Raw genomic sequence first — 20,796 nt, 5'->3', positions numbered from 1 at the left:
AGGGTGTAACGATAGAAAAACTGTAAGCCGTTACGGTCTATTTTAACGGTACTCCATGAGTGCGTTTGGATAAGGCTGTTAAAGTCATCCTTTAAATCAGCAGTAGTTAATCCATCGGGAGACTTATCAAAGTAAGCCGAAATACGTCGAACCGCACGAGAATAGCCATCAATGGTTGCTGGCCGTTTACCTTGTAGCCTTAAATTGGTAAGATGTTGTTCATAAAGATAAATAAATCGTTGCTGTTGTGAATGATTCATACTAATAACCCCAATAAGGCACCACCATAATGGTGATGCTATTGGTTAGTATGAACGCTGGCTTGTTTACTCTGCCGCGCAGCGGCTTCGTTCAACAAGCGCTTTAAACGGAACAAAAACCGTTGGTTCTGTTCCGCTTCGCTCCACCACTATATCCAACAGTTTTTGTCCGCTTAAGTGGGCCTTACACCCCAATGACATTGAGTTTTATGATATGAAGAAGGAATTTTATAGGTTCAGACGTATCAATAGCTTGATCGGTGAATTTAAAGAATTAGAAAATCAAAGTATATATTTTGCTGAGCCAGGTTCATTGAACGACCCTATGGAAGGTTTTCGAGATATGTATTGGAAAGGTGACTTCATAGTATGGAGAAACTTATTTCAACATTATTTATTATGCCTTGAGAGGCTTTGTTCTTTGTTGTTAATTTCAGGCGAAGATCACCCCATATCCACAGCCGATATGCCGGTTTTTTCTGGTGAAGATGATTTTCCAACACCAATGTATAAAGAATTATTCTCCAGTATTAAAAACAAATATTTTGATAATGAAAGCTTAGCTAAGCTTATTGATTCAATTTCTAAACGAACAACTCCAGTTAGAAGAGATGAACTGTTTTTCTATCTTCGAAATACCCATAGTTATGCACTGGAAGTCATTTATTCAGAATATGAGCAAAATGGTCTTATTCCAGAAAGAGACAGAAAAAACTCTGAAGCAGATAAACCGATTATTGACCTGGTAAACCAAGATTTTATAGGCATTCTTGAAAAAAGCTTAAAAGAACATGGAGGTGACGAAAAAATAGCACATGCTATATTTTCAGCGTATCAGCATAGTAACCAGCAAATGGACCTTATATATCGATATAATGGAAAAATCGATAGTGATAGAAATAATAGAAATCTAGTAATTATTGAGTTTCCTAAAGAATATGTTTCACAAATTGAAAAGTTAGTTTTTCCTGACTGGTATACAGCATGCTTTATGTCTGAGTGTAAGAGCTCTTCAGTGTGGGGGCATTATGGTGATAATCACTCTGGTGCATGCTTGATTTTTAATGCCGATGTAATTAATGATGAATCCTTTCTAAAGTTAAAAGGTAGAAATGGTTACAGCTCAACATCGGGCCCAACTTATAGGTTTAGTAACAGAAAGTTTTACCCTATAGATTACATTCAAGGTTATGGTCAAATAGACTTCTTTCGCATGCTTGGTCGCCTTCCAATCCCGAAGTTGAATTCAGTATGGTACTCATTAGATGGCGTTATGAGTGAATGCGCAGATGATATGATTAAATCTGAAGATAGTTGGCGCGAAAAATACTGGGAAAACTTCTACAGAGATGTCACAGTTAAATCCAAAGATTGGTCGTATGAAAACGAACATCGCCTGATCCTTGCTAGCTCGCTAGATAGCTTCTCAGCCCCCGGAGATAGATCATTGAATTACGAATTTCCATCTCTTAAAGGCATTATTTTTGGTATTAAAACGACAACCAAAGACAAGTTGAAAGTAATAAAAATAATTGAAGAAAAATGTAGAGAAACAGGTAGAGATGATTTTAAGTTTTACCAGGCGGAGTACTCGTCGGAAGAAAAGTGTATAACGCATTCTGAAATGAGCCTGCTTAGCTTCACACAAGAGGTATAACAAGTTGCTGCACTCGGTAATCATATTCCTCAGCTAATGCACGTTCAGTTCTGGCTTAGTCCAATAGCGCTAAGCCGTTAACTCACTCAATACATTTGATTATTAATAATTTTCGGAGTGAAGCTAAGGCAGCGGCCAATATTGCATCCACAGCGCATTCACGACAATATTACTATTCTGCTTATCCAATGAAATAGAAATAAGATGAGTACTGAGCAAGTCGCGAATCTGAATGTTAGGGCTGAATACTTACTTATCGCTGTATCATATTTTCCTTCCTGAATCGCCACTTTAGTCCAGAAGTGATATGAAATGACTAAAAGGATGATAACTTGCGTAGCAGTATCGGGTATGACTAACTTCTAATAGTGTATCGGTATTCATTATGATGCCTCAATAATTTAGTTTTAAGTAAATCTAGCACCAACATAGGCTTTAAATGAGTCAATATGCTTTCTTAAATAGAAATGTGACTTGATAGGTTCATTATGTTTTTAAGATGTGAACTGTGGATAATCTTGAACATTCTAATCGCTAGCTCTAAGGTAGTAAGTCTTTAGCATCACAATCTAACACTTCAGCGATTTCATATAGTTTTTCTAACGTAATGTTTACTTCACCACGTTCAATACGTCCCACGTACGAGCGATCAATATCGGCTAGTAATGCGAGTTTATCCTGAGAAACACACATTTCTTTTCTTCTAACTTTAATTTTCAATCCAACATTAATCGCTAAGTCTTTCATTTTAAATCATTCTAAAAATGAAAGACTATCCGCTCTTGTCACATTAAAAACAACGGACTATAATCCGCATTTTTTAATGCGCTTAAGTGCAACTCTTGGATTTTAAACGATGCCTAAAAAACCGATAAAAGTTACAACGTCAATATATTCAATTTTTATCACTGATGATTTGAATAATTTTACAGTCAGTGAAATGAGAAGTGCTTATATGGAAACCACCGGTGAAACAGATCCTGTTCTTTCACGAAAGATGGTTTATCGGCAAATTATGCGTCTACAAAAATTAGGTATGCTTGAAAAGGTTGATTCTGAGAAGGTAAAAGAACATCGCTATAATAAAACAAATATGTTTTACCAAGTCGGTTTAACAACTGAACAAATCAAAAGTAAACAAGTAAGTCCAATGCTTGTAAAGAGTCCTAAAAAAATCACTAGTTCATTGTTAGATGAACGCTTAAAGCAGTGTGAAGTGGACTTGATCGCAAGTATTGCTGAGTCAGAAGAATACATGGCATTGTACAAGTCACTACCTGAATTAAAAGAGCACTTAGAGTCTAATTACCTACAGTCTCGTGAGTACAGCTCTAAGTTATTAGGGCAAATCAAAGCGATAAAAAGTGTTATTACATACCAGAAGAAGCAATGATGAAATTGAGACCTTGGCAAGAAGAGTGTGTACTGACAGCTGTTGAACATTTTAAACATACCAGCAAGCATTTTTTATGTTTAGCAACGCCAGGAGCTGGCAAAACTATGATGGCAGCAGAGCTAGCTGCGAGTTTGCATGAGTCTAAGCTTATCGACTTTATTTTATGCTTTTCACCATCAATCAATGTAGCCCATAGTATTCGAGATAGGTTTGCTCAACGCTTAAATTGCCGGTTTGATGGTGTTATCGGGGCATTAGGTTGTTCATACACATACCAAAGCTTATTGTTTTTTAATGATGATTTTTGGCAAATCATGGAGAACCATCGCGTATTGGTTATTTTTGATGAGATCCATCATTGCTCTGGATCGAAAATTGAAAACGCAAATGCATGGGGTGAGGAAATTATATTAAAGATTCAATCTCAGGCTGCCTATACCTTAGCATTAACAGGTACGCCGTGGCGCTCAGATAAGGCTCCTATAGCTCTTTCTAATTATATCGAGCCAGATGGTGCTATTCAATGTGATTACGTCTACGGGCTTAATGAGGCGGTGAGAGACTATGTATGCAGAAATCCTAAAATTGTTTTAATTGATAATGAAAAGCTTACTGTTACTCAAGAAAATAAAGTTTCAAAAGTATTCTCAAGTTTTCAGGCTCTATTAGACTACCCCTCGGTATCCTACCAAGCGATTATAACTAACGATACTGCGATCCGTTATGTATTAAGTTTATCATGCAGTAAGTTAAGTGAAATAAAATGTATAAACCCAAGTGCAGCCGGTTTAATTGTCGCATCTTCAGTTGAGCATGCAGAATATATTATGAATATTCTACAGATTGAATTTAAGCAAAGTGCGGTATTAGTGACTTATAAGCAACCCGATGCTCAGTATCTGATCGATCAATTTCGTCATAGTGATACGGAATGGATAGTGTCAGTTAATATGGTTTCTGAAGGCATAGACCTCCCTCGTTTGCAGGTATGTTGTCATTTGAGTCACGTTAAAACTGAATTATATTTTAGACAGGTGCTAGGTCGAATTTTACGTATGAATAACGCTCAAAATAAAGATGCATGGCTTTATACGTTTGCAGAGCCGTTACTTAGTGAATTCGCATTGAGAATTCAGCAAGAGATCCCTGATGTAGAAGTTATAATGGATAATAATATTAAAAAGGTACCTAGCTTTAATGCATTAAATAAACGGGGTTTCGTTGGGAAAAGGAATGGAAGCTTAGCTCTAGACATGGGGGGGGAGAGTATTTCAGAACATCAATTATTACCTTATGCCATCTATCAAAATAAAAGTTGTATAGATGATTTTACATTTGAGATTAGAGGCGATTTTAGGGAAAAAGTTATAAATACTTTTAGTTCACCATTTTAAGTTATATTTGTATGTATAGTTAAAATGAGGCTTGGATTTCTTTAACCATGTGAGGCGTTATGTTGACAGTGAATAGTGTTAGATATGTTGGTTCATATAAATTGCAGGTAAGTTTGTCTGATGGAGCGATGGGCTTGTTTGATGTAAGTAACTACATCACAAAAGGTACATTTAAAGAACTATCTAATGAAACATACTTAAAGTTGGTTGAAGTTGATGACTCAAGTATGGGTATCTGTTGGCCAAATGGTCAAGATTTTAGTGCTGATACACTGGAATGTGAACTCGACATTATAAATAGTCATATTTGGGATTCGTTTTTTAAGGCTGAAGAAAGTGCTTCTGATGATTTTATGATAGAACGTGAATGTACGATTAAAGATCTATTAAAAGCTACCGGAAAGCATTAATGAGGCTCTATGAAACTGAATGTAATAATATTTTTGATGTTATTACTGATAATAAATCAGAAGCATCACGCTTAGAAACTCGCTCTGATTTGATGATAACTATCCGTGAAATTATTAATGCAACAAGAAAAAGGTATCACCCAACGCGTGTTAGCTTGCCTTAATACTAGGCATATTGGTAAATTAATTTTGTCATGATAAGAGGACAATTAAATGAATTATTTTGAAAAGGATCCCTTCTAGGTATTTAAACCTGGAGGGAAAATGAAGAAACTTAAACAACAATATCTAAATTTTGAAAAACATAAAAAAATTGATTATGTGTGGAATGTCTACCCAAATGTGCGAAGTGGTACACATAAAGATTTTAGTACAAAGCAAGAAAAAAGCTTTTATTATATGCATTTAATTGAATGTGAAGGTTATCCTATAAAGCTAAGAGCAGCTAGAGGTAGAGTATTAGCAGATCCTTGGAGTGACTATCCTTCCTATGTTTATGATGTAGCTAAAAGCTGGAAGCATAACTCAAACAGACGTCATCAATTTTATAAATAATGTTTAATATCTAGTCCTATCAATTTATTTTTGATAGGACTTTATCTTGAACTTACGGTCACATAGCCTTTATGTAAGATCAGAGCCTAGTTATGGTTAGCTACGTGAAATCTAGCGAACTAACGCTCTGAAGTGGTCAACTAATTCTAGGCTCGTAGCTAACTAACCTGCTTATATTCTTTAATATAACGATACAATGTCGCCACACCGACCCCTGCAGCCTTAGCGGCGGCTTCTTTACTCAAACTTTATTGATGTACTCAAGAGCTGCCTTACATGCTTTAACTGTTTTAGGGTTAACTTGTTTGCCTTTGTGTCCAGCTCTGGCTTAGAGCAACAACGCTAAGCCTGTGATCAATCAAAATTGTGACTCAATCAAAATAGTCTAATTTTGAGCGTGCTTGTAACAAGCTTTGGGGCTGTTAGCGATTATCTATCTCGTTAAGAGGCTTGGTGTGAGTTAGAACTGTAATTATGATTGTTGTATTTTTACATACAGACGTCAGTATAATAAGCTTATGTGATAAATATAGGGGGGTATCGTTTATGAACCTTGAAAAAATGAAAGAGTTGAGCGCTGAAATTGAGAACGAAATGCCTTGGCTTAAAGGGCTAAACTCTCATGAGGAATATCAAAAACTAATATCACTACTAGATGAATTAGTTGAAAATTATGAAGATAACAAGCGTCTAATTGATTTAATGTGGCCTGTTTTGCACTCATATGAAGAAAACTCAGAGTATTTTAAGGCGTTTAATGAACGAATAGCATTATTGACTTCTAGTCAGGTAATGATCAGAGTAATCCTAGATCAGAATTCTTTAACCACTTCAGACCTATCATTCGAAATTGGTACAAAAGAACAGGTAGAAAAGATCTTAACGGGACATGATAAATTAACGGATAGAAGCATAAAAGCTTTATCAAAAAGATTCGCAATATCAGAAATCATGTTTGAGTAAGGTCCCAATCGCATAACAGTGCGTTTAAGTGTAAGAGCTATTTACAACGTGTAGTGCTACAGTGAATTTGGCCGTTTTCATCGAAGATTCCAATACAAAACCTTATCTGAATAACTATAAATAGAATAAGTGTTCTAACAAGGTTATGTCCAGTTCTGGCTTAGTCCATTAGCACTAAGCCGAATTTTCCACATCACATAATTAATTAGTTAATTAGTTAATTAGTTAATTAGTTAATTAGTTAATTAGTTAATTAGTTAATTAGTTAATTAGTTAATTAGTTAATTAGTTAATTAGTTAGTTAGTTAGTTAGTTAGTTAGTTAGTTAGTTAGTTAGTTAGTTAGTTAAAGCATAAACCCACTCACAATATGTACATATCGATTTGTTATATATTTGCTCATGTAAGTAATGGGAGTGATTTTCAGCTACCGCGGATAATATCCATATTTAAGATACCATCACCTATCAGAAATATTACTTTTAGATATGTCTGTATATAACCTTATTGTACTTGAGAACATACTTTCAAGATTTTCGATAACATCTGGTCTCACAATAATATCAGAACCTTGTAGTTGGTGCGATTCAACATCGAACTGCTGTCCCCTAACTCGCCAATGTCGGCAAACGAGCAAAGGGTCTCCATTCTCATCTTTCCAGACAAGCTTTTCAGCAAAGTGAGGTGGTATTATTTCGCATGCTAAAGCAAGTTCTTTTGGCGGTGTCAATACCAAGTTACTACCTAGCCAATCTTTACATCTCGTAATGCCTAATAACTGTGTCCAGATATCTACAGGTCTCGAATGTATTTGAATAATGCCCTCACACCACCAAAGAGATTTATCTCCGTCTAAAAATGGAAAGTAATTACTTTGACAGACTGCATTTTTCGGAACAACCGCTGCACCAGAAAAAACCTTTATTACCTCTGTTGGTCTTGAAAAGCTATGTTTTTCACTTATATATTGTTCTTCTATACAGCCAATCTGAAACCAACCGTCATATCTGGAATCCCCCTCTACGACTCGAAGTTCAGACGAACCAGAAGCCAAATCACTTGGTTTATCCCAATTAGGTCTAGGCACTCTACTATTGTAAATAGCTAAATGCAGGCCAAGATCAGGCTGAATTTGTTCTAAAAATAAAAGCTCATCTTCTTTATGGATTTCATTGCTCAGTAAACATGCTTGATCATGTAAAACAGCGTAAAATAATTCAAATTGCCAAAAAACAATACCGACTGGTGGATAGCCTTTACCGTCACGACCCAAAGAAAGTTCCAACCGCTCTCTAATTTTATCATTATTATCTTCACCACTGATTATAGAATTAAACTCTCGCCACATTCGTTCAGGTAATTCAGTATCAATACTGGATAACAACTCTAAGGATTCGTTGAGGTCGTAATTGAAAATAGATTTTGCTTCTTCAGCTGTGACTTCTGGATATTTGCTCACATCAGTTGGTTGAACATTACTTACATGGGTGACGTTTATGCCAGCTCTTTCCAATAATGAAAATGAAAGAACTGCTGCTCCCCATATTTGAGTTCGAGTATAATTAGATAATATTTCTTCAAGGTAAACTGTTATTTTATAAGGTTCTTCTTCACAATATAATAAAAGCTGAAGAACTAACAGGAGGTCTGTTATAGTCGTATCTTGACTGAACCACCACTCAAGTGGACGACCAACAGATTCAGGGCAATGAGTAAAGGCTTTCATTAAACCATTGAGTGCTGAAAGCTTCCTTGATGTTCTTGGTTCAGACAATCTCGCAAGCAAGAGTAAGACTAGACCTTCGTTGATACTCCAATCAACTAATTCATTTCTATTGAATTTGGCAAACCAAGTATTTTCAGATGTGAGCGGCAAGCGTCTTGATATGACATCATAAACTTCGTTCCAGCAGTCTACCGCAACGTTATGATCACCCCACTCTGAAATTCGTTGTATTAAGCCTTTTGAAATACCAGCTCCGTACTCAGTGTTTCTAAGTCTAAAAGAAACTTCATCTGCAACTGTACTCTCCGCAAGAGCTTTATCTAATGAAATAGCTTTATGTAGAACATTGCAATGAGATGTCCCCCCAAAACTATGCCAACCACCACCACCTCTTGATTGAGTATATGCTAGTGCGTACGCTACCGTAGCTAGAGAATTAGCTCCGGCATTTTCTAGATACATAGCCAACTCGCCTAATGGGTGAGTATCTGTTGTATATATTGAAATTTCTCTAGCATAAAAGTACAAAATACGTCGAGCACTAACCTGATCGTTATTGCTTAACATTTCATCTAATTTATAGGATAAATAAATTGAAACTTTCTGAATTTCATCTTGTTTTTTAGATGATAATGGGTCAGAAAGGCTGCGAATTCCTTTAATAATATCCGAAAACGATGGATTTTCAGGAAAAGGTAATGTGACAACTGAAAATGAAAATGACTCTGACTTATCAACATTTAGAACAGAGTCTTTTTCAGTGCTTTTTTTAGAAGATATATCCAGATTACAATCAATAAAAACACCACGGCCAGATATTGTGTTTTCAATCTCAATAGCTGCATCGTTATTATAACTTTTTGCATCATTTGCAGCTTCAGCATAAAGCCTAACTATCCTTTCTCTAGCTATTTCGTGGTTTTCTTCAAAAAGTAATTCAATTGGCTCAAGACGCTCTTTTGAAACCTTTTTTCCCTCTCCTTCATATTCAACTTCAAAGGGAAGAGTTTCCCAAAGCGCATCAACAAGAATTGGATTCCCTTTGTTATAAGAAGATTTTGCTACAGACCTTAAAGCCCTCATCGTTGGCCAACTTTCTATACCGTCATCTTCAAAAATAGTGCGAGTTAAAACAACCATCGCATTCGTAGGATCTATTCTAAGTAACTCATCAAACCAAGCATTAGGAGCATGTTTAGTTGAACGGCCATCGGTATGGCGGAGTACAGCTCCAATATATGGTTGAATTTTGTCTAGAGCGTCTAAAGCCAGATCCTTTGATACTTTACCTAATGAAGGAATCGTTTCAATTACATCAAATAACGTAATATCTTTCCTCCACCCATACCCTGTTAGATAAACTCCAACCTCTTTCCAAGTTTCAACAGCTCTTTTTTTAAGGCCTATTTTCATTTCCATTGAGGCTCGTTGCATAGAGTAAGTAGCGTGCGTTGAATAGTATGTTCCTTTAACATTTAGAAGTTTTATTTGCTCCTCAATTGTAAAACAAATAATGTCTCCAGCGACGATTGAAGTTGAATACGGTAGTAACAAATCAATAATAGTTCCTACCGATATTGGTCCTCCATCTTCTTGATCAATTCGAGTTGCGGTACTCCTACTAACATTTTCAATAATGTCTAGAACATAGCGCCATTCTTCTTTTGTATTTATTAAGCTAAAGCCTATAGCTAGACTCTCCTTAATTGCACCATGAATTCTATATAAATCACACGCTCTAGGATCTCCGACGAAAGGGCGAACATCTTCATTTAAAATAGAAAAAACTGAGCAAATATCGAAAGAGAGGTTAGAATGACTAGCAGCTTCAACCTTCGATAACGCTAAGATATAACGTAACCAACATCTATACCAACCAATGCCTTGAACTCTATGAACTTCATTTTTAATTACTTCATCACCAACACCACTTTGCGAAAATAGGCGGATTAATGCTACCCATGTTTCTATATTCTTAGCTTCTGGCCACCCCGAATCTACACCTATATCAATTGTTTCAGGCTTCACGTCTTTAATAACAGAAAAATCAAGGAGGACACCAAACTCCATACACATAGCGATAAAAGGTGGAAAGGACACTAAAGAAAGTGCTTCTTTAGCAAAACCTTTTGCTAGTTCAATATCACCATTTCTTACGCACTCATCTGCAATACCCAGGCGTAACGCGAAGCTAATGATGTGACAATCTTGATTATCAAATCGAAACGCCAACTTTTTCATCGTTGATATGAAGCCATTCCGCGAAAAGCGCATTGAAACGTTCCGAATAAAGCATAACTTGGGATTTTTAGTGCTATTTTGAAGATAAAGATAAAAACGACGAAGCATCCGCCAACTAAGCCCCTGGCTCATGCGTCCTTGTATTTTCGCTAGGTTTATACTCTCTCCGTGTGTTAGAAATTTATTATGATCAAAGTCCTTTCCATAACTTGACTCACCAACATTGTTAGGTAAAGCTAAGTATTCTTGCCATGGTGCTATTCCACCTGAGTCATCTACAAGTAGACAAGCATACAGACCATCGTCATATGACAAAGTGGGCTTTCCATCAAACAATAACCGTTCTGCTAAATTATTATGTCCAAATAACTCTCCGTACGTAATCCAAAAATCACGCCAAGAATGTCCATCTTCAAAACAGGTTGATAAGGCGCGCCTAAGTTCTGCACACCGAACCAATATTGCCCAATTACGCTCCCTACCAGCTACATCTGCTGTAATCGCCAAATTTGCTTGAATGGCATCAATGGGGTGACCACTACTTACGCTTTCTGAAACAAAAGAGTAGCTAACCAGATTAAATATCTCTTCGTACTTTTCTGCCCTGCGCAATGCCGGAAGTAAAAAGCGATAACTCTTCGCATTTTGATAAAGACCTTGACGTTCCAGCCAATCAATAACAGGTGAAAGCACATCATTTAGACTTTGGCCTTTTCTCTCCAACTCATTAAGCATGAAACGTCTGAAACTTTCATGAAAAATACGAACTCCGCCTTGGCCTGTAACCTGAATAAGTATAGGTGATAGGGCTACCAAGGCTTTAGGTATCCAAGATGATAGTAGCCCCGGTACAATTTCCTTTAACTCTGCCTCAGAGACAGAAAAATCAATAACACCAAATAAATCAGCAATTACTTGGGCTTGACTTAAGATTTTTTCATATAAGTATTTATAATAAACAACAATATCACCGTTGATATTTGGTGACGATTGGAGCCAATCTTCGGGGTTACCTGTAACACCAGTCTGAAGTTCTGAAATCAACCCCTTGCATAGATATCTAACATACAGAGGATTTCCATCACTTTTATCTGCAATCGTTGACAGAACTCCCTGTATTTTACTCGTGTGACTTATACCAACTAATTTTAGGGTTTGCACAACCCCATGTAGCTTTGATAATGTTGGTTGCAAGTGGTCTCCTGGTTGAGAGCCAATTATCAATTTCACACCTTTCGGTATTTTTAAAGTAGAAAGACGTTCAACGATATCAGTTTCATCATCACTTAATACATTAGAAGATGATTTCACTCTAGATATATGATCTAAACCATCGATAATAAGAACTATACGTTTTCCTAGCTCAACACTACGAGCTAGAGTTTCTTCTAAGGTACGTAAATCGGCGGATAATCGTGTTGAACCTAAATTAATTTCAGAATCAGCCTCATGAAGTTCAGATATTATATTTGCAAAAAATACATCAGTGGTGACTCTGCGCTCTATTAACTCATCTCCAGGTTCAAGGTAGCAATAATGGCGAGCTACAACATAATCACTAGCTAACTCTTCACCAAGACAAGTTAAATCCCACGACTTACCAGCCCCTGGAGGTGCTGTGACAATGTGAAATCCATCTTGTTCCAATCCTTTTGTGATAGTTTTTCTAAATGCAGGTCGATCATAAAAATAGTTTCTATCTAATGGGAAGGCTTGAGATACACGTCCAAAATCTGTTCTTATTTCCAAATTCTTAGAGATCTCATCAGGAAGCAAAGTCGCTTCTTGAGTTCGAGCAAGATTTGCCAATGATATAGCTAAAGCTGCAACATCTTCACTTTGTCTGCCTGCATTAGGGTACTGTCCTATGCCTACCTGCTCACGTAGAAGGTCGAGAACAGAAGACTCAAGCGGGCCAGGGTTTAGAAGGTCTGTTGAGGCTGAGGGCAGTTGAAGTTCAATTATAAACTTATCACAAAATGCAACAAAATCACTTCGCTGAAACTCGGAAGATTGTTGCATAAACCCTTCCAAAACTGGCCAAATAGGGTTGCAATCGGAAGGCCAAATTAAATCAGATTTAAGTTTATAATGACTTACTCTGGTTCCTTCAAATGTTGGTTCAGCACTAACAGTTTCAAGTAAACCTAGCAAATCGTCATTGATTACTGGAGGTTGCCAGGTAGCACTTAGTCTATATTCCTCTACATTATACGAACTCCTAATATGAGTCAGTACAAGTCGGTCTATTCGTAAAGTTGACTTATTACTTGTAAAATCGGAACGTGTTATGGACCTAGATTTATTGAGGCTCGATTTGATTTGTTTCCTATAAACGCGCCCTGATATGATAATTTCTAAATCATCTAAGCGATCATCCTCAACCTGTTTTTTATCAACAGTAACACTATCACATTTACCTATAATAGCCTTGATCAAATAATATGCCGTAGCAATATCCTGATAACGATAACCTGTATGAGCGGGCTTTAAATTACCTTTATTTTTAACCATATTTGTAATATCTCTCTATTATCATTATATTCAATCACATGCATATTTATAACTCTAAGGCTCTATCGCCATCAGCATCTAACACCACTGGTTTTACAATGTGAGAAATGGGCGTTATTTCGCATTACAATCGCTCACTCTATATTGCGAACGGAAGTCTTAATTCCTCAATTAGATTAAGGATCATTATTTTGGCTTAATGAACTTGTACAACTAGAACAACTAGAACAACTAGAACAACTAGAACAACTAGAACAACTAGAACTATAGCTTTTGATCTATTAGCAAAAGTAGTATGATTTAACCAATGTAACCTATTGTTGAATATAATAAAATAAAAAATGCTTAGAGAAAAATTATCACATATTGAAAGAGAAGAAGGTCGCGCTCTATATAAAGATAGAGACCTAGTGAAACATGATCTAGATAAAATTATTTCTTTGACTTTGAGAAGGTGCGTTGACGGTGATTGGGATGAAGACTTTATTACCCGATCCATGCTGTCAAATATAAGAGATTGCTTTTCAGAAATCCACCTAATAAAAGATCAGGAGATGGGTAGACCTTCGGTATGCCAGATACAGGCATATAAAAACCGAAAGGTTGATAACTATGAGCCTGATTATGGTGACATAGGAATTATAGTAAGGCTTAATTTAGGAAAAGGAAAAATTTTGGAGGGGGTAGCTCTTCTGGAGGCAAAGCGTATATACACTCCAGATGAAAATATTGACGATGTACCTTCCCCTATCTTTAAAGCCCTAAAATTTGATCAACTCAGCAAACATACTGCAAACACATCTAATCATAGAACAGTACTCTATGACTTTCACGATAAAGGCTTACGTAGGGTCTACAGTGTAAAAACACTCCCCTCACAGCATATGCTTGTAGCTAACGTAAAAGATAGGTCGATCTATCCTTTAACTGAGGACTTTTCGTATAGTCTTGTACATAGGTATATGTGTGGTTATGAACTTAACTACGAAACTGAAATTATCGAAGGGTTTAAAGGTAATACAACAAAAGAAGCAGCAAAACGTTACCTTCTTGAACTAGATTTCTGTTCAGAAGAAGATTTCGATAAAGGTAATGACTCCATAGGTAAAAATATTAACTCAGATATGTATCGACCCCTAGACCCCGGCTTTTTAGAAGCTGATGGTTGGTACCCTAAACGAAAAGTAGCATAATATATGGCTCAAGGGGATTCCAAAAAAGTGACATAAAGTAGTTTTAATCTAAACCATAAAGTTTAGATTAAAAGTGTTAACTCACTTTTGTCTATCTCCAGCTAGCTGCCACGGCTAACTCGGTTCTGCCCCGAGATGAGTTTAGGCTCTTATTCTCTTACGACTTTGATAGGCCTTTACAGAGTAGTTATAGTGATTGTACTATCAAAAGAGTGAAGTGATTGAGACTATGAGAGTATCTATAAAAACAAGTGATGCTAGGGCTAGCTCTACTTCGATATACCCAATGAGTACCTTAAAAGCCTAGAACGGCAAGAGCCGTATTTTTGTAAAGGATTTTCGGGGGAAACTATCTTAAATATTCACTTAAAACTCTTATTTTTACAAAATGAGTTTTTTTTGTAATGCAATTTAGGTAACGTGAAGCACCTTAAGTCAACTGGAGCCTGACTTCGCACTCACTCACTCACTTGGATGGGGTGTTTTTAGTCCATATAAAGAAAGTATAAAGATAAAATATATCCTGAAGAATAACTGGTACTGGTATATGAAAAGCAGTTTCGGTATTAATTAAAAATAGACTGTACTAGCTATCAAAAAGGCGCATTCAAGTTATTAAATGCGCCTTTTTAGTATTCACTGTTTAATCTGCTTATTTGCCCATTATGTAGAAACGGGCTTTGCGATTATTTAAAAACAGGTTTCCCAACAGGTAATATTTCATAACCAAATTCGCCATTCAGTACTTGTGCCATACTGAAATACATCGCACTTAGTCCACAGAAAATACCAACATAACCAGCGATTACACCAATTACTGCACTGCCACTAAAATCACGAATAGCTAAAAGGAAAAATAATGCTGTTAATGAAGCAAATATGATTTGTTTTGCACGTGGGTAACGTAATGAACCAACGAATAGACCCGCAGTAAATAAGCCCCATAATAACAAATACCACGCCATGAATGGTGCAGGGCTCGCCGCTACGCCCATTTTAGGCATTAAGATCAGACCAACTAATGTTAACCAGAAAAAGCCATACGAGATAAAGGCAGTTGTTCCAAACGTATCACCACGTTTGTAACATAAAATACCCGCAATAATTTGGCTAATACCACCGTAAAAAATACCCATTGCAAGTATCATTGAATCCATTGGGAAAAAACCCGCATTATGGATATTTAATAAAACGGTCGTCATACCGAAGCCCATTAGGCCCAGTGGTGCTGGATTAGCTAGTTGTTTAGACATTAATTATAAAACCTGTCGAATATAAAGAGGCGGCGATTGTAGATTAATAATTCTAACAGGGCAATTTTTAATAGTTTAAAATATCAACAAAACCACAAATATAATTTAATTGTAACGTTGTAAACAATAAAAACAAATTAAAATAAAAAGTTAAATCATTTAACAATTAACATTAAAGCAATAACATTAAAGTTCAAACCATTGATATCCAAAGCTTAGCCATATGTGAATTGTTAAATTAAAATAAAGAGAGGAATGTATACACTCTATTTTCATTTAAATAAAGCAACTGAAATTAATTCAACAAAAGTTATTCTCTTTATTTATAAATAATCCAATGTATATTCCAATCAGTTATATAAAGCATCTATTATATGTTTTAAAACTAAATTCGTAGTTTAATATAACTTTATAGTATATTAGATTTATTAAAGTTAAATAGTCAAATAATTAATTTAGTGTGGCTTATTAACGATAATTAAATTTAATAAATCACACTGACAAGCGAGTAATTACAACCCAGTAATGAGTTGGTTACCACTCACCAATATTTTGCATTGAAGCCCAAGGTTCTTGTGCTGCTAATTTAGCGCCTTTTTGTAATAACTCGATAGAGATGCCATCCGGTGAGCGGATAAATGCCATATACCCATCACGTGGTGGACGGTTGATAATGACACCAGCAGCCTGTAAATCTGCACATGTAGTATAAATATCTTCAACTTCGTAAGCCAAGTGACCAAAATTACGACCACCTTCATACACTTCTTCATCCCAGTTATACGTAAGTTCAAGGGTTGGACGAGAAGTTTGTTTCGCTTGCTCCGCATCACCAGCGGCAGCTAAAAAGATAAGGGAAAAGCGTGCAGCTTCATAATCATTACGTTTAACTTCAATTAAACCAAGTTTATTACAGTAAAAGTCTAAAGATGCTTCTAAATTTTTGACACGAACCATCGTATGTAAGAATTGCATAACACGTCCTATACAGCTGAGAGATATTAAAGAATGGTTGCCGTAATGGTACCACAAATAAAAAGGCGCTAAGAATATCGTTCTTAACGCCTTATATCATAGCTATTCAAACTCAAGTTTAAGCCTGCACAGATTAGTACTAATTTACTGGTGTGTATAAGTTATTCTTATAAACTAAACTACCCCATAGTGCATTAGCTTTCGCCATAATGACCATATCTTTCGATACTGGCTTACTGATCAAGTTCGTAGTATTTGCATCGTAATGGTAGCTAGATTCGGGCTTTTCTGGTTGGAAAATAACGACATCATTATTATTATCCATCCACGCAAAGTTCTTATAGAACTGCATCATTGCACGTAACTTAGATGGGTCGATATCATGTGTCATGTCATGACCAATCATTGGCGTTACACTATCAATACCAGCCAGCGACAATAATGTTGGTAGCAGATCGATTTGACTTGTTAAGCGATCATCCTGACGCGGCTTCACATCACCACCGAAGATCACAGCTGGAATGCGGAAATGATCAATAGGTACCAGTTGGTTTCCGTAAGCACGCGAGTCATGATCCGCAATCACCACGAAAATAGTGTCTTTCCAATACGACGATTTTTTCGCTTTATCAATAAAGGTTCCTAATGCGTAATCTGAATATTTAGCTGCATTTTCACGAGTTTGCTTCGGTGTATTATATGCTGTAATACGATTATCAGGATAATCAAACGGGCTATGATTCGATGAAGTAAACACTAAACTAAAGAATGGCTTATTTTGCTTAGACAACATGGCAAATTGCTCATCAGCTTTATCGTACAAATCTTCATCTGATGCGCCCCAAGCACCAACAAACTTAGGGTTATTAAAGGTTGGGAAATCTTGCATATCAGCAAAACCGTTACCTAAAAAGAAGCTTTTCATGTTGTCAAAATGGCTCTCACCACCATAAATAAACTGGGTGTGATAGCCTTTTTTCTTTAATAAATCTGCCGCTGTGAAGAAATTAGTTTGGCTTTTACCTAATTTAACAACAGAGCGGGCTGGCGTTGGGGAAAACCCAGTCGTAACAGCCTCAATACCTCGTACTGAACGCGTACCAGTTGCATACATACGGTTGAAGTTCCAGCCTTCTTGTATGATAGCATCAAGGTTTGGCGTCAATGGTAATCCACCTAAAGCACCGACATATCGCGCACCTAAACTCTCTTGCAACAAAATAACAATGTTTTTTGGTTTTCCTTGATAAGTCGCTTTGCGCATAGCAAGACTGGGTTGTTCGTTTGATACAAACTGCTCGGCAGAAAGGTCTGTCGATTCACGGACCAAATTAATAATTTGTTGCGTATCCATCTTACCGTAATATTTAAACGCATCATCTTCACCCTGCATTTGTTTCACGGCGAATAATAATGAATAAGGCGAATTCAATGCCAAATCATTCATCAGAGGATCGGTTGAAAACGCAATCATTGCAGGATTCATCGGACGATGCCCCAAAGTAGAACGGGCCCCCATCACACAAACAGCTACCACACACAACGCTAATACAGGACGCCAGTACCAACTAGGGAATGTTAGCCCTTTAACAAGGTGACCACTTAATTTCCACCCACCCAGCACGGTTATAATTGACGCAACCATACCAATAAATAACTCGAGCTTATAGCCACTCCAAAGCATGCCAAACACTTCTTTCGGATAAACCAAGTACTCGACAAACAGACGGTTCGGGCGAACATCATACTCCATAATAAATGAAGGTGTCGCTAGCTCCATATACATTACAAACCACAAGCCTGCAACGATCCAAACACGAAGTATTACATGCCAAATCCGCCCAACCAAACCATCGTTAGAAAGAAAACACGTCAGCATTGCTGGTAATACCAACAGATAAGACAAACTCGCTATATCGATCCGTAGACCACTAAGAAAAATCGTCCCCCAACCGCTAACGTCAGTAACACGGTCAGCCTGCCAGAGGCTTAGCCCTAGGCGGGAAATGTTTAATATAATGAGGCAAATAAGGAATGTAGTAACAATGGGGTAAAATACACCCAATCGTCGTTTTGAAGAGTTAAGCATTAAATGTCCTTTCGCTAAAAACTGCGTTCCATTTCTACATGAAACGATTAATTCAGCATGATTATAAAGAACACAACAAAACCATAAAATACTTTATTACAATGTCTTACAAACGAATACATTGCCTTACAGAAAAAATATAGATTAATTCAAATAAATAATACTTAAAATTTAGCAGAAGGTTCTGCGTACAACGTTATTTATAATTATTTTGTACAGACAGTCTACATAGAAAATATCAATATAGACTGAAAAATGAATGCTATTAAAGAATGGGTTGCCCTAATGATATCACAACGCGTTGATTTTTTTGTCGTTCAATAATATTACTATTGGATGCTATTTGGCTTTTCTCACCATAACCATTGGTTTTAATTTCTAAGTTTTTAAGACCATTGTCTAAAAAATATTGTTTAATGTTTTCAGCTCGTAACGAGGAAGTTTGTAAATTTTGTAGCTCGTCGCCATAGCTACCGGTATAACTATCAACTACAACAACATTAATATCAGGACTGTATCGTAAGAATTCACTAATCATAGCTAAACGTTGCTGGCTTTGCTGTGTTAACTCATCACTTGCAACATTAAAATCCAGCACTGAATAAGCAATATCATCCAAGCTATAGGGTAATAAGTTACTCACGCATTCTAGAAATTCTTGGTATTTATTTTGGAAGTTAACCGAAGACAGGCCGACGCTAATAAACTCACCGCCACGGTACCAGTCTCGAAAGTAAAAGGTTGGATAATCCCCCGAATCTAATGAATCAAGCATGCGCCAAGCAGGTTGCTCACTTACATAACCAGTAAATTGGCGATACAGTTTCACATCAGCAAGATCTTGGGCTGCACTCCCTGGCTTCCAATTTGGTGGGACAGAACGTAATGAAGCCATTTCAGCTTTCGCAGGTAGACGTTTCATATCTAATTCAAAATCAAGGTTGATTAATTTCGATGCGCGACTAGTAAAAATAGCTTGGCCATAACGAGGAATATCATGCTTCAGGCTACATTGAACAGGCGTAGAACGACTATTTTCCCATTGAGAGAATTCGTAATTGGCCGCATAGTTTTTCATGTTAGCAGAAGCACTTGCTGAACCAAAAGCAACAAGTGAAGCAATTATAAAATGTTGGCAGTTGATCATACGGTTCAAAACCCTGTTTATGCGAAGCCCATATTAACTTATCGGTATTAGGTTAGATAACTTGAGTTACTTTTCTATAAATATCTTAAAATATCTTAAAAAGTAAAAACGCCTAAAATTGATTCCTGTTGATTATGCCGACAACTAACAACAAATTAGTAAAGTTGATTAGAGGACAAGCAATTATTATGGCATAATCCTATTCAAGTCAACATTAATTAATGATCACATGAGCACAACTGAAAAATCAGCTTTTAGCCAACGATTCCGTGGCTACTTCCCTGTCGTTATCGATATCGAAACAGCGGGATTTAATGCACAAACAGATGCTATGTTAGAGATCGCAGCTTCAATCCTAGAAATGGATGAAGATGGTTATCTTAAAATTTCGCATACCTTACACTTTAACGTTGAACCGTTTGAAGGGGCTAATTTAGAGCAAGCAGCCTTAGATTTTACCGGTATCGACCCTACAAACCCACTACGTGGCGCCGTACCTGAACGCGAAGCGATCACCGAAATCTATAAAGCCGTGCGTAAAAGCTTAAAAGAAACAGGTTGTCACCGTGCGATTATGGTTGCCCACAACGCAGCATTTGATCATAGTTTTTTAAGTGCGGCATCCAGTCGAGAAAAGATTAAACGCAACCCTTTCCATCCTTTTGCTACTTTTGATACTACGACACTTGCTGGTCTAGCCGTAGGTCAAACAGTACTTGCTAAAGCATGTATGGCTGCAGGTATCCCTTTCGATCATAAACAAGCACACTCTGCTAAATACGATACGGAACAAACTGCAGAACTGTTTTGTTATATTGTGAACAAATGGAAAGATATGGGCGGTTGGCCACTTCCTGTTCCAGAAGAAGAAACAGAAGAAGAAACAGAACTAGATACAGTAAGTGATACCACGTTAAAAACTGAAAGCGAATAAATCATTATGCCCCTTTGTACAACAAATATATCGCGAACCTTTCGTGAACCGTATGTTGTGACTATGATAGGGGCAAAATATAAAATATGA

Annotated in this window: 16 protein-coding genes; 9 read left to right on the top strand and 7 right to left on the bottom strand. The window is 36.7% G+C overall.

Going from position 1 to position 20,796, the window contains the following annotated elements; genetic code table 11:
• Positions 1-260 (bottom strand): site-specific integrase (locus BT797_RS16955; protein WP_075472903.1); only part of this gene is annotated, 260 nt, incomplete at its 3' end.
• Between the two features lie 214 nt (positions 261-474).
• Here BT797_RS16955 and BT797_RS16950 point away from each other — a divergent pair.
• Positions 475-1,917, top strand: a complete 1,443-nt coding sequence (locus BT797_RS16950; protein ID WP_075472901.1) for a DUF2971 domain-containing protein — start codon at positions 475-477, stop codon at positions 1,915-1,917.
• 540 nt (positions 1,918-2,457) lie between these two features.
• Here BT797_RS16950 and BT797_RS16945 read toward each other — a convergent pair.
• A complete protein-coding gene (locus BT797_RS16945) occupies positions 2,458-2,664 on the bottom strand; it encodes a helix-turn-helix domain-containing protein (protein ID WP_075472899.1) in 207 nt (68 codons plus the stop codon).
• A gap of 109 nt (positions 2,665-2,773) precedes the next feature.
• Here BT797_RS16945 and BT797_RS16940 point away from each other — a divergent pair, with 109 nt between their 5' ends.
• The 6 genes from BT797_RS16940 to BT797_RS16920 all read left to right on the top strand — a co-directional run bounded on the left by BT797_RS16940 (position 2,774) and on the right by BT797_RS16920 (position 6,635).
• A complete protein-coding gene (locus BT797_RS16940) occupies positions 2,774-3,310 on the top strand; it encodes a hypothetical protein (RefSeq protein WP_075472897.1) in 537 nt (178 codons plus the stop codon).
• The gene (locus BT797_RS16935) at positions 3,310-4,707 is read left to right on the top strand and encodes a DEAD/DEAH box helicase (protein WP_075472895.1); all 1,398 of its coding nucleotides are present in this window, start codon (positions 3,310-3,312) and stop codon (positions 4,705-4,707) included. The genes BT797_RS16940 and BT797_RS16935 overlap by 1 nt, the downstream gene beginning before the upstream one ends.
• Positions 4,708-4,775: 68 nt before the next feature.
• Positions 4,776-5,117 (top strand): DUF2442 domain-containing protein, encoded by a 342-nt coding sequence (locus tag BT797_RS16930; RefSeq protein ID WP_211705438.1) that lies wholly within the window; start codon positions 4,776-4,778, stop codon positions 5,115-5,117.
• Entirely contained in the window at positions 5,117-5,281 is a 165-nt protein-coding gene (locus BT797_RS23870) for a hypothetical protein (RefSeq protein WP_170860715.1), read from the top strand. Before BT797_RS16930 ends, BT797_RS23870 begins: the two co-directional genes overlap by 1 nt.
• 100 nt (positions 5,282-5,381) lie before the next feature.
• Positions 5,382-5,672, top strand: coding sequence for a hypothetical protein (locus BT797_RS16925; protein WP_075472891.1), 291 nt, complete (start codon positions 5,382-5,384; stop codon positions 5,670-5,672).
• A 546-nt stretch (positions 5,673-6,218) separates the two neighbouring features.
• Complete coding sequence (locus tag BT797_RS16920) at positions 6,219-6,635, top strand: hypothetical protein (protein WP_075472889.1); 417 nt, start codon at positions 6,219-6,221, stop codon at positions 6,633-6,635.
• 459 nt (positions 6,636-7,094) lie between these two features.
• Here the strand turns inward: BT797_RS16920 and BT797_RS16915 are convergent, their stop codons facing one another.
• Positions 7,095-13,115: an ATP-binding protein gene (locus BT797_RS16915; protein ID WP_075472887.1), complete on the bottom strand. Its 6,021-nt coding sequence runs from the start codon at positions 13,113-13,115 to the stop codon at positions 7,095-7,097.
• A gap of 410 nt (positions 13,116-13,525) precedes the next feature.
• Here BT797_RS16915 and BT797_RS16910 point away from each other — a divergent pair, with 410 nt between their 5' ends.
• On the top strand, positions 13,526-14,308 hold the full coding sequence (locus BT797_RS16910; RefSeq protein WP_139291693.1) for a hypothetical protein: 783 nt from the start codon (positions 13,526-13,528) through the stop codon (positions 14,306-14,308).
• Between the two features lie 686 nt (positions 14,309-14,994).
• On the opposite strand, the gene BT797_RS16905 is transcribed toward BT797_RS16910, so the two are convergent.
• From BT797_RS16905 to BT797_RS16890, 4 genes are all read right to left on the bottom strand, one after another.
• Positions 14,995-15,561, bottom strand: a complete 567-nt coding sequence (locus BT797_RS16905; RefSeq protein WP_045110945.1) for an acetate uptake transporter — start codon at positions 15,559-15,561, stop codon at positions 14,995-14,997.
• 534 nt (positions 15,562-16,095) lie between these two features.
• Positions 16,096-16,536 carry a VOC family protein gene (locus tag BT797_RS16900; protein ID WP_075472883.1) on the bottom strand — a complete coding sequence of 147 codons (441 nt, stop codon included), beginning with the start codon at positions 16,534-16,536 and terminating at the stop codon, positions 16,096-16,098.
• Between the two features lie 139 nt (positions 16,537-16,675).
• Complete coding sequence (locus BT797_RS16895) at positions 16,676-18,625, bottom strand: LTA synthase family protein (RefSeq protein WP_045110947.1); 1,950 nt, start codon at positions 18,623-18,625, stop codon at positions 16,676-16,678.
• Between the two features lie 265 nt (positions 18,626-18,890).
• Positions 18,891-19,772, bottom strand: a complete 882-nt coding sequence (locus BT797_RS16890; RefSeq protein WP_045110948.1) for a flagellar protein MotY — start codon at positions 19,770-19,772, stop codon at positions 18,891-18,893.
• Positions 19,773-20,001: 229 nt separating this feature from the next.
• Between BT797_RS16890 and rnt the strand changes: the two genes are divergently transcribed.
• On the top strand, positions 20,002-20,706 hold the full coding sequence (rnt, locus tag BT797_RS16885) for a ribonuclease T (protein ID WP_045110949.1): 705 nt from the start codon (positions 20,002-20,004) through the stop codon (positions 20,704-20,706).
• Positions 20,707-20,796: the final 90 nt, after the last annotated feature.

The organism is Moritella viscosa, from assembly GCF_900120065.1.
Lineage (GTDB): Bacteria > Pseudomonadota > Gammaproteobacteria > Enterobacterales > Moritellaceae > Moritella > Moritella viscosa.
Note: the sequence above shows the minus strand (reverse complement) of the source record. Positions and strands in the feature narration are given on the sequence as shown.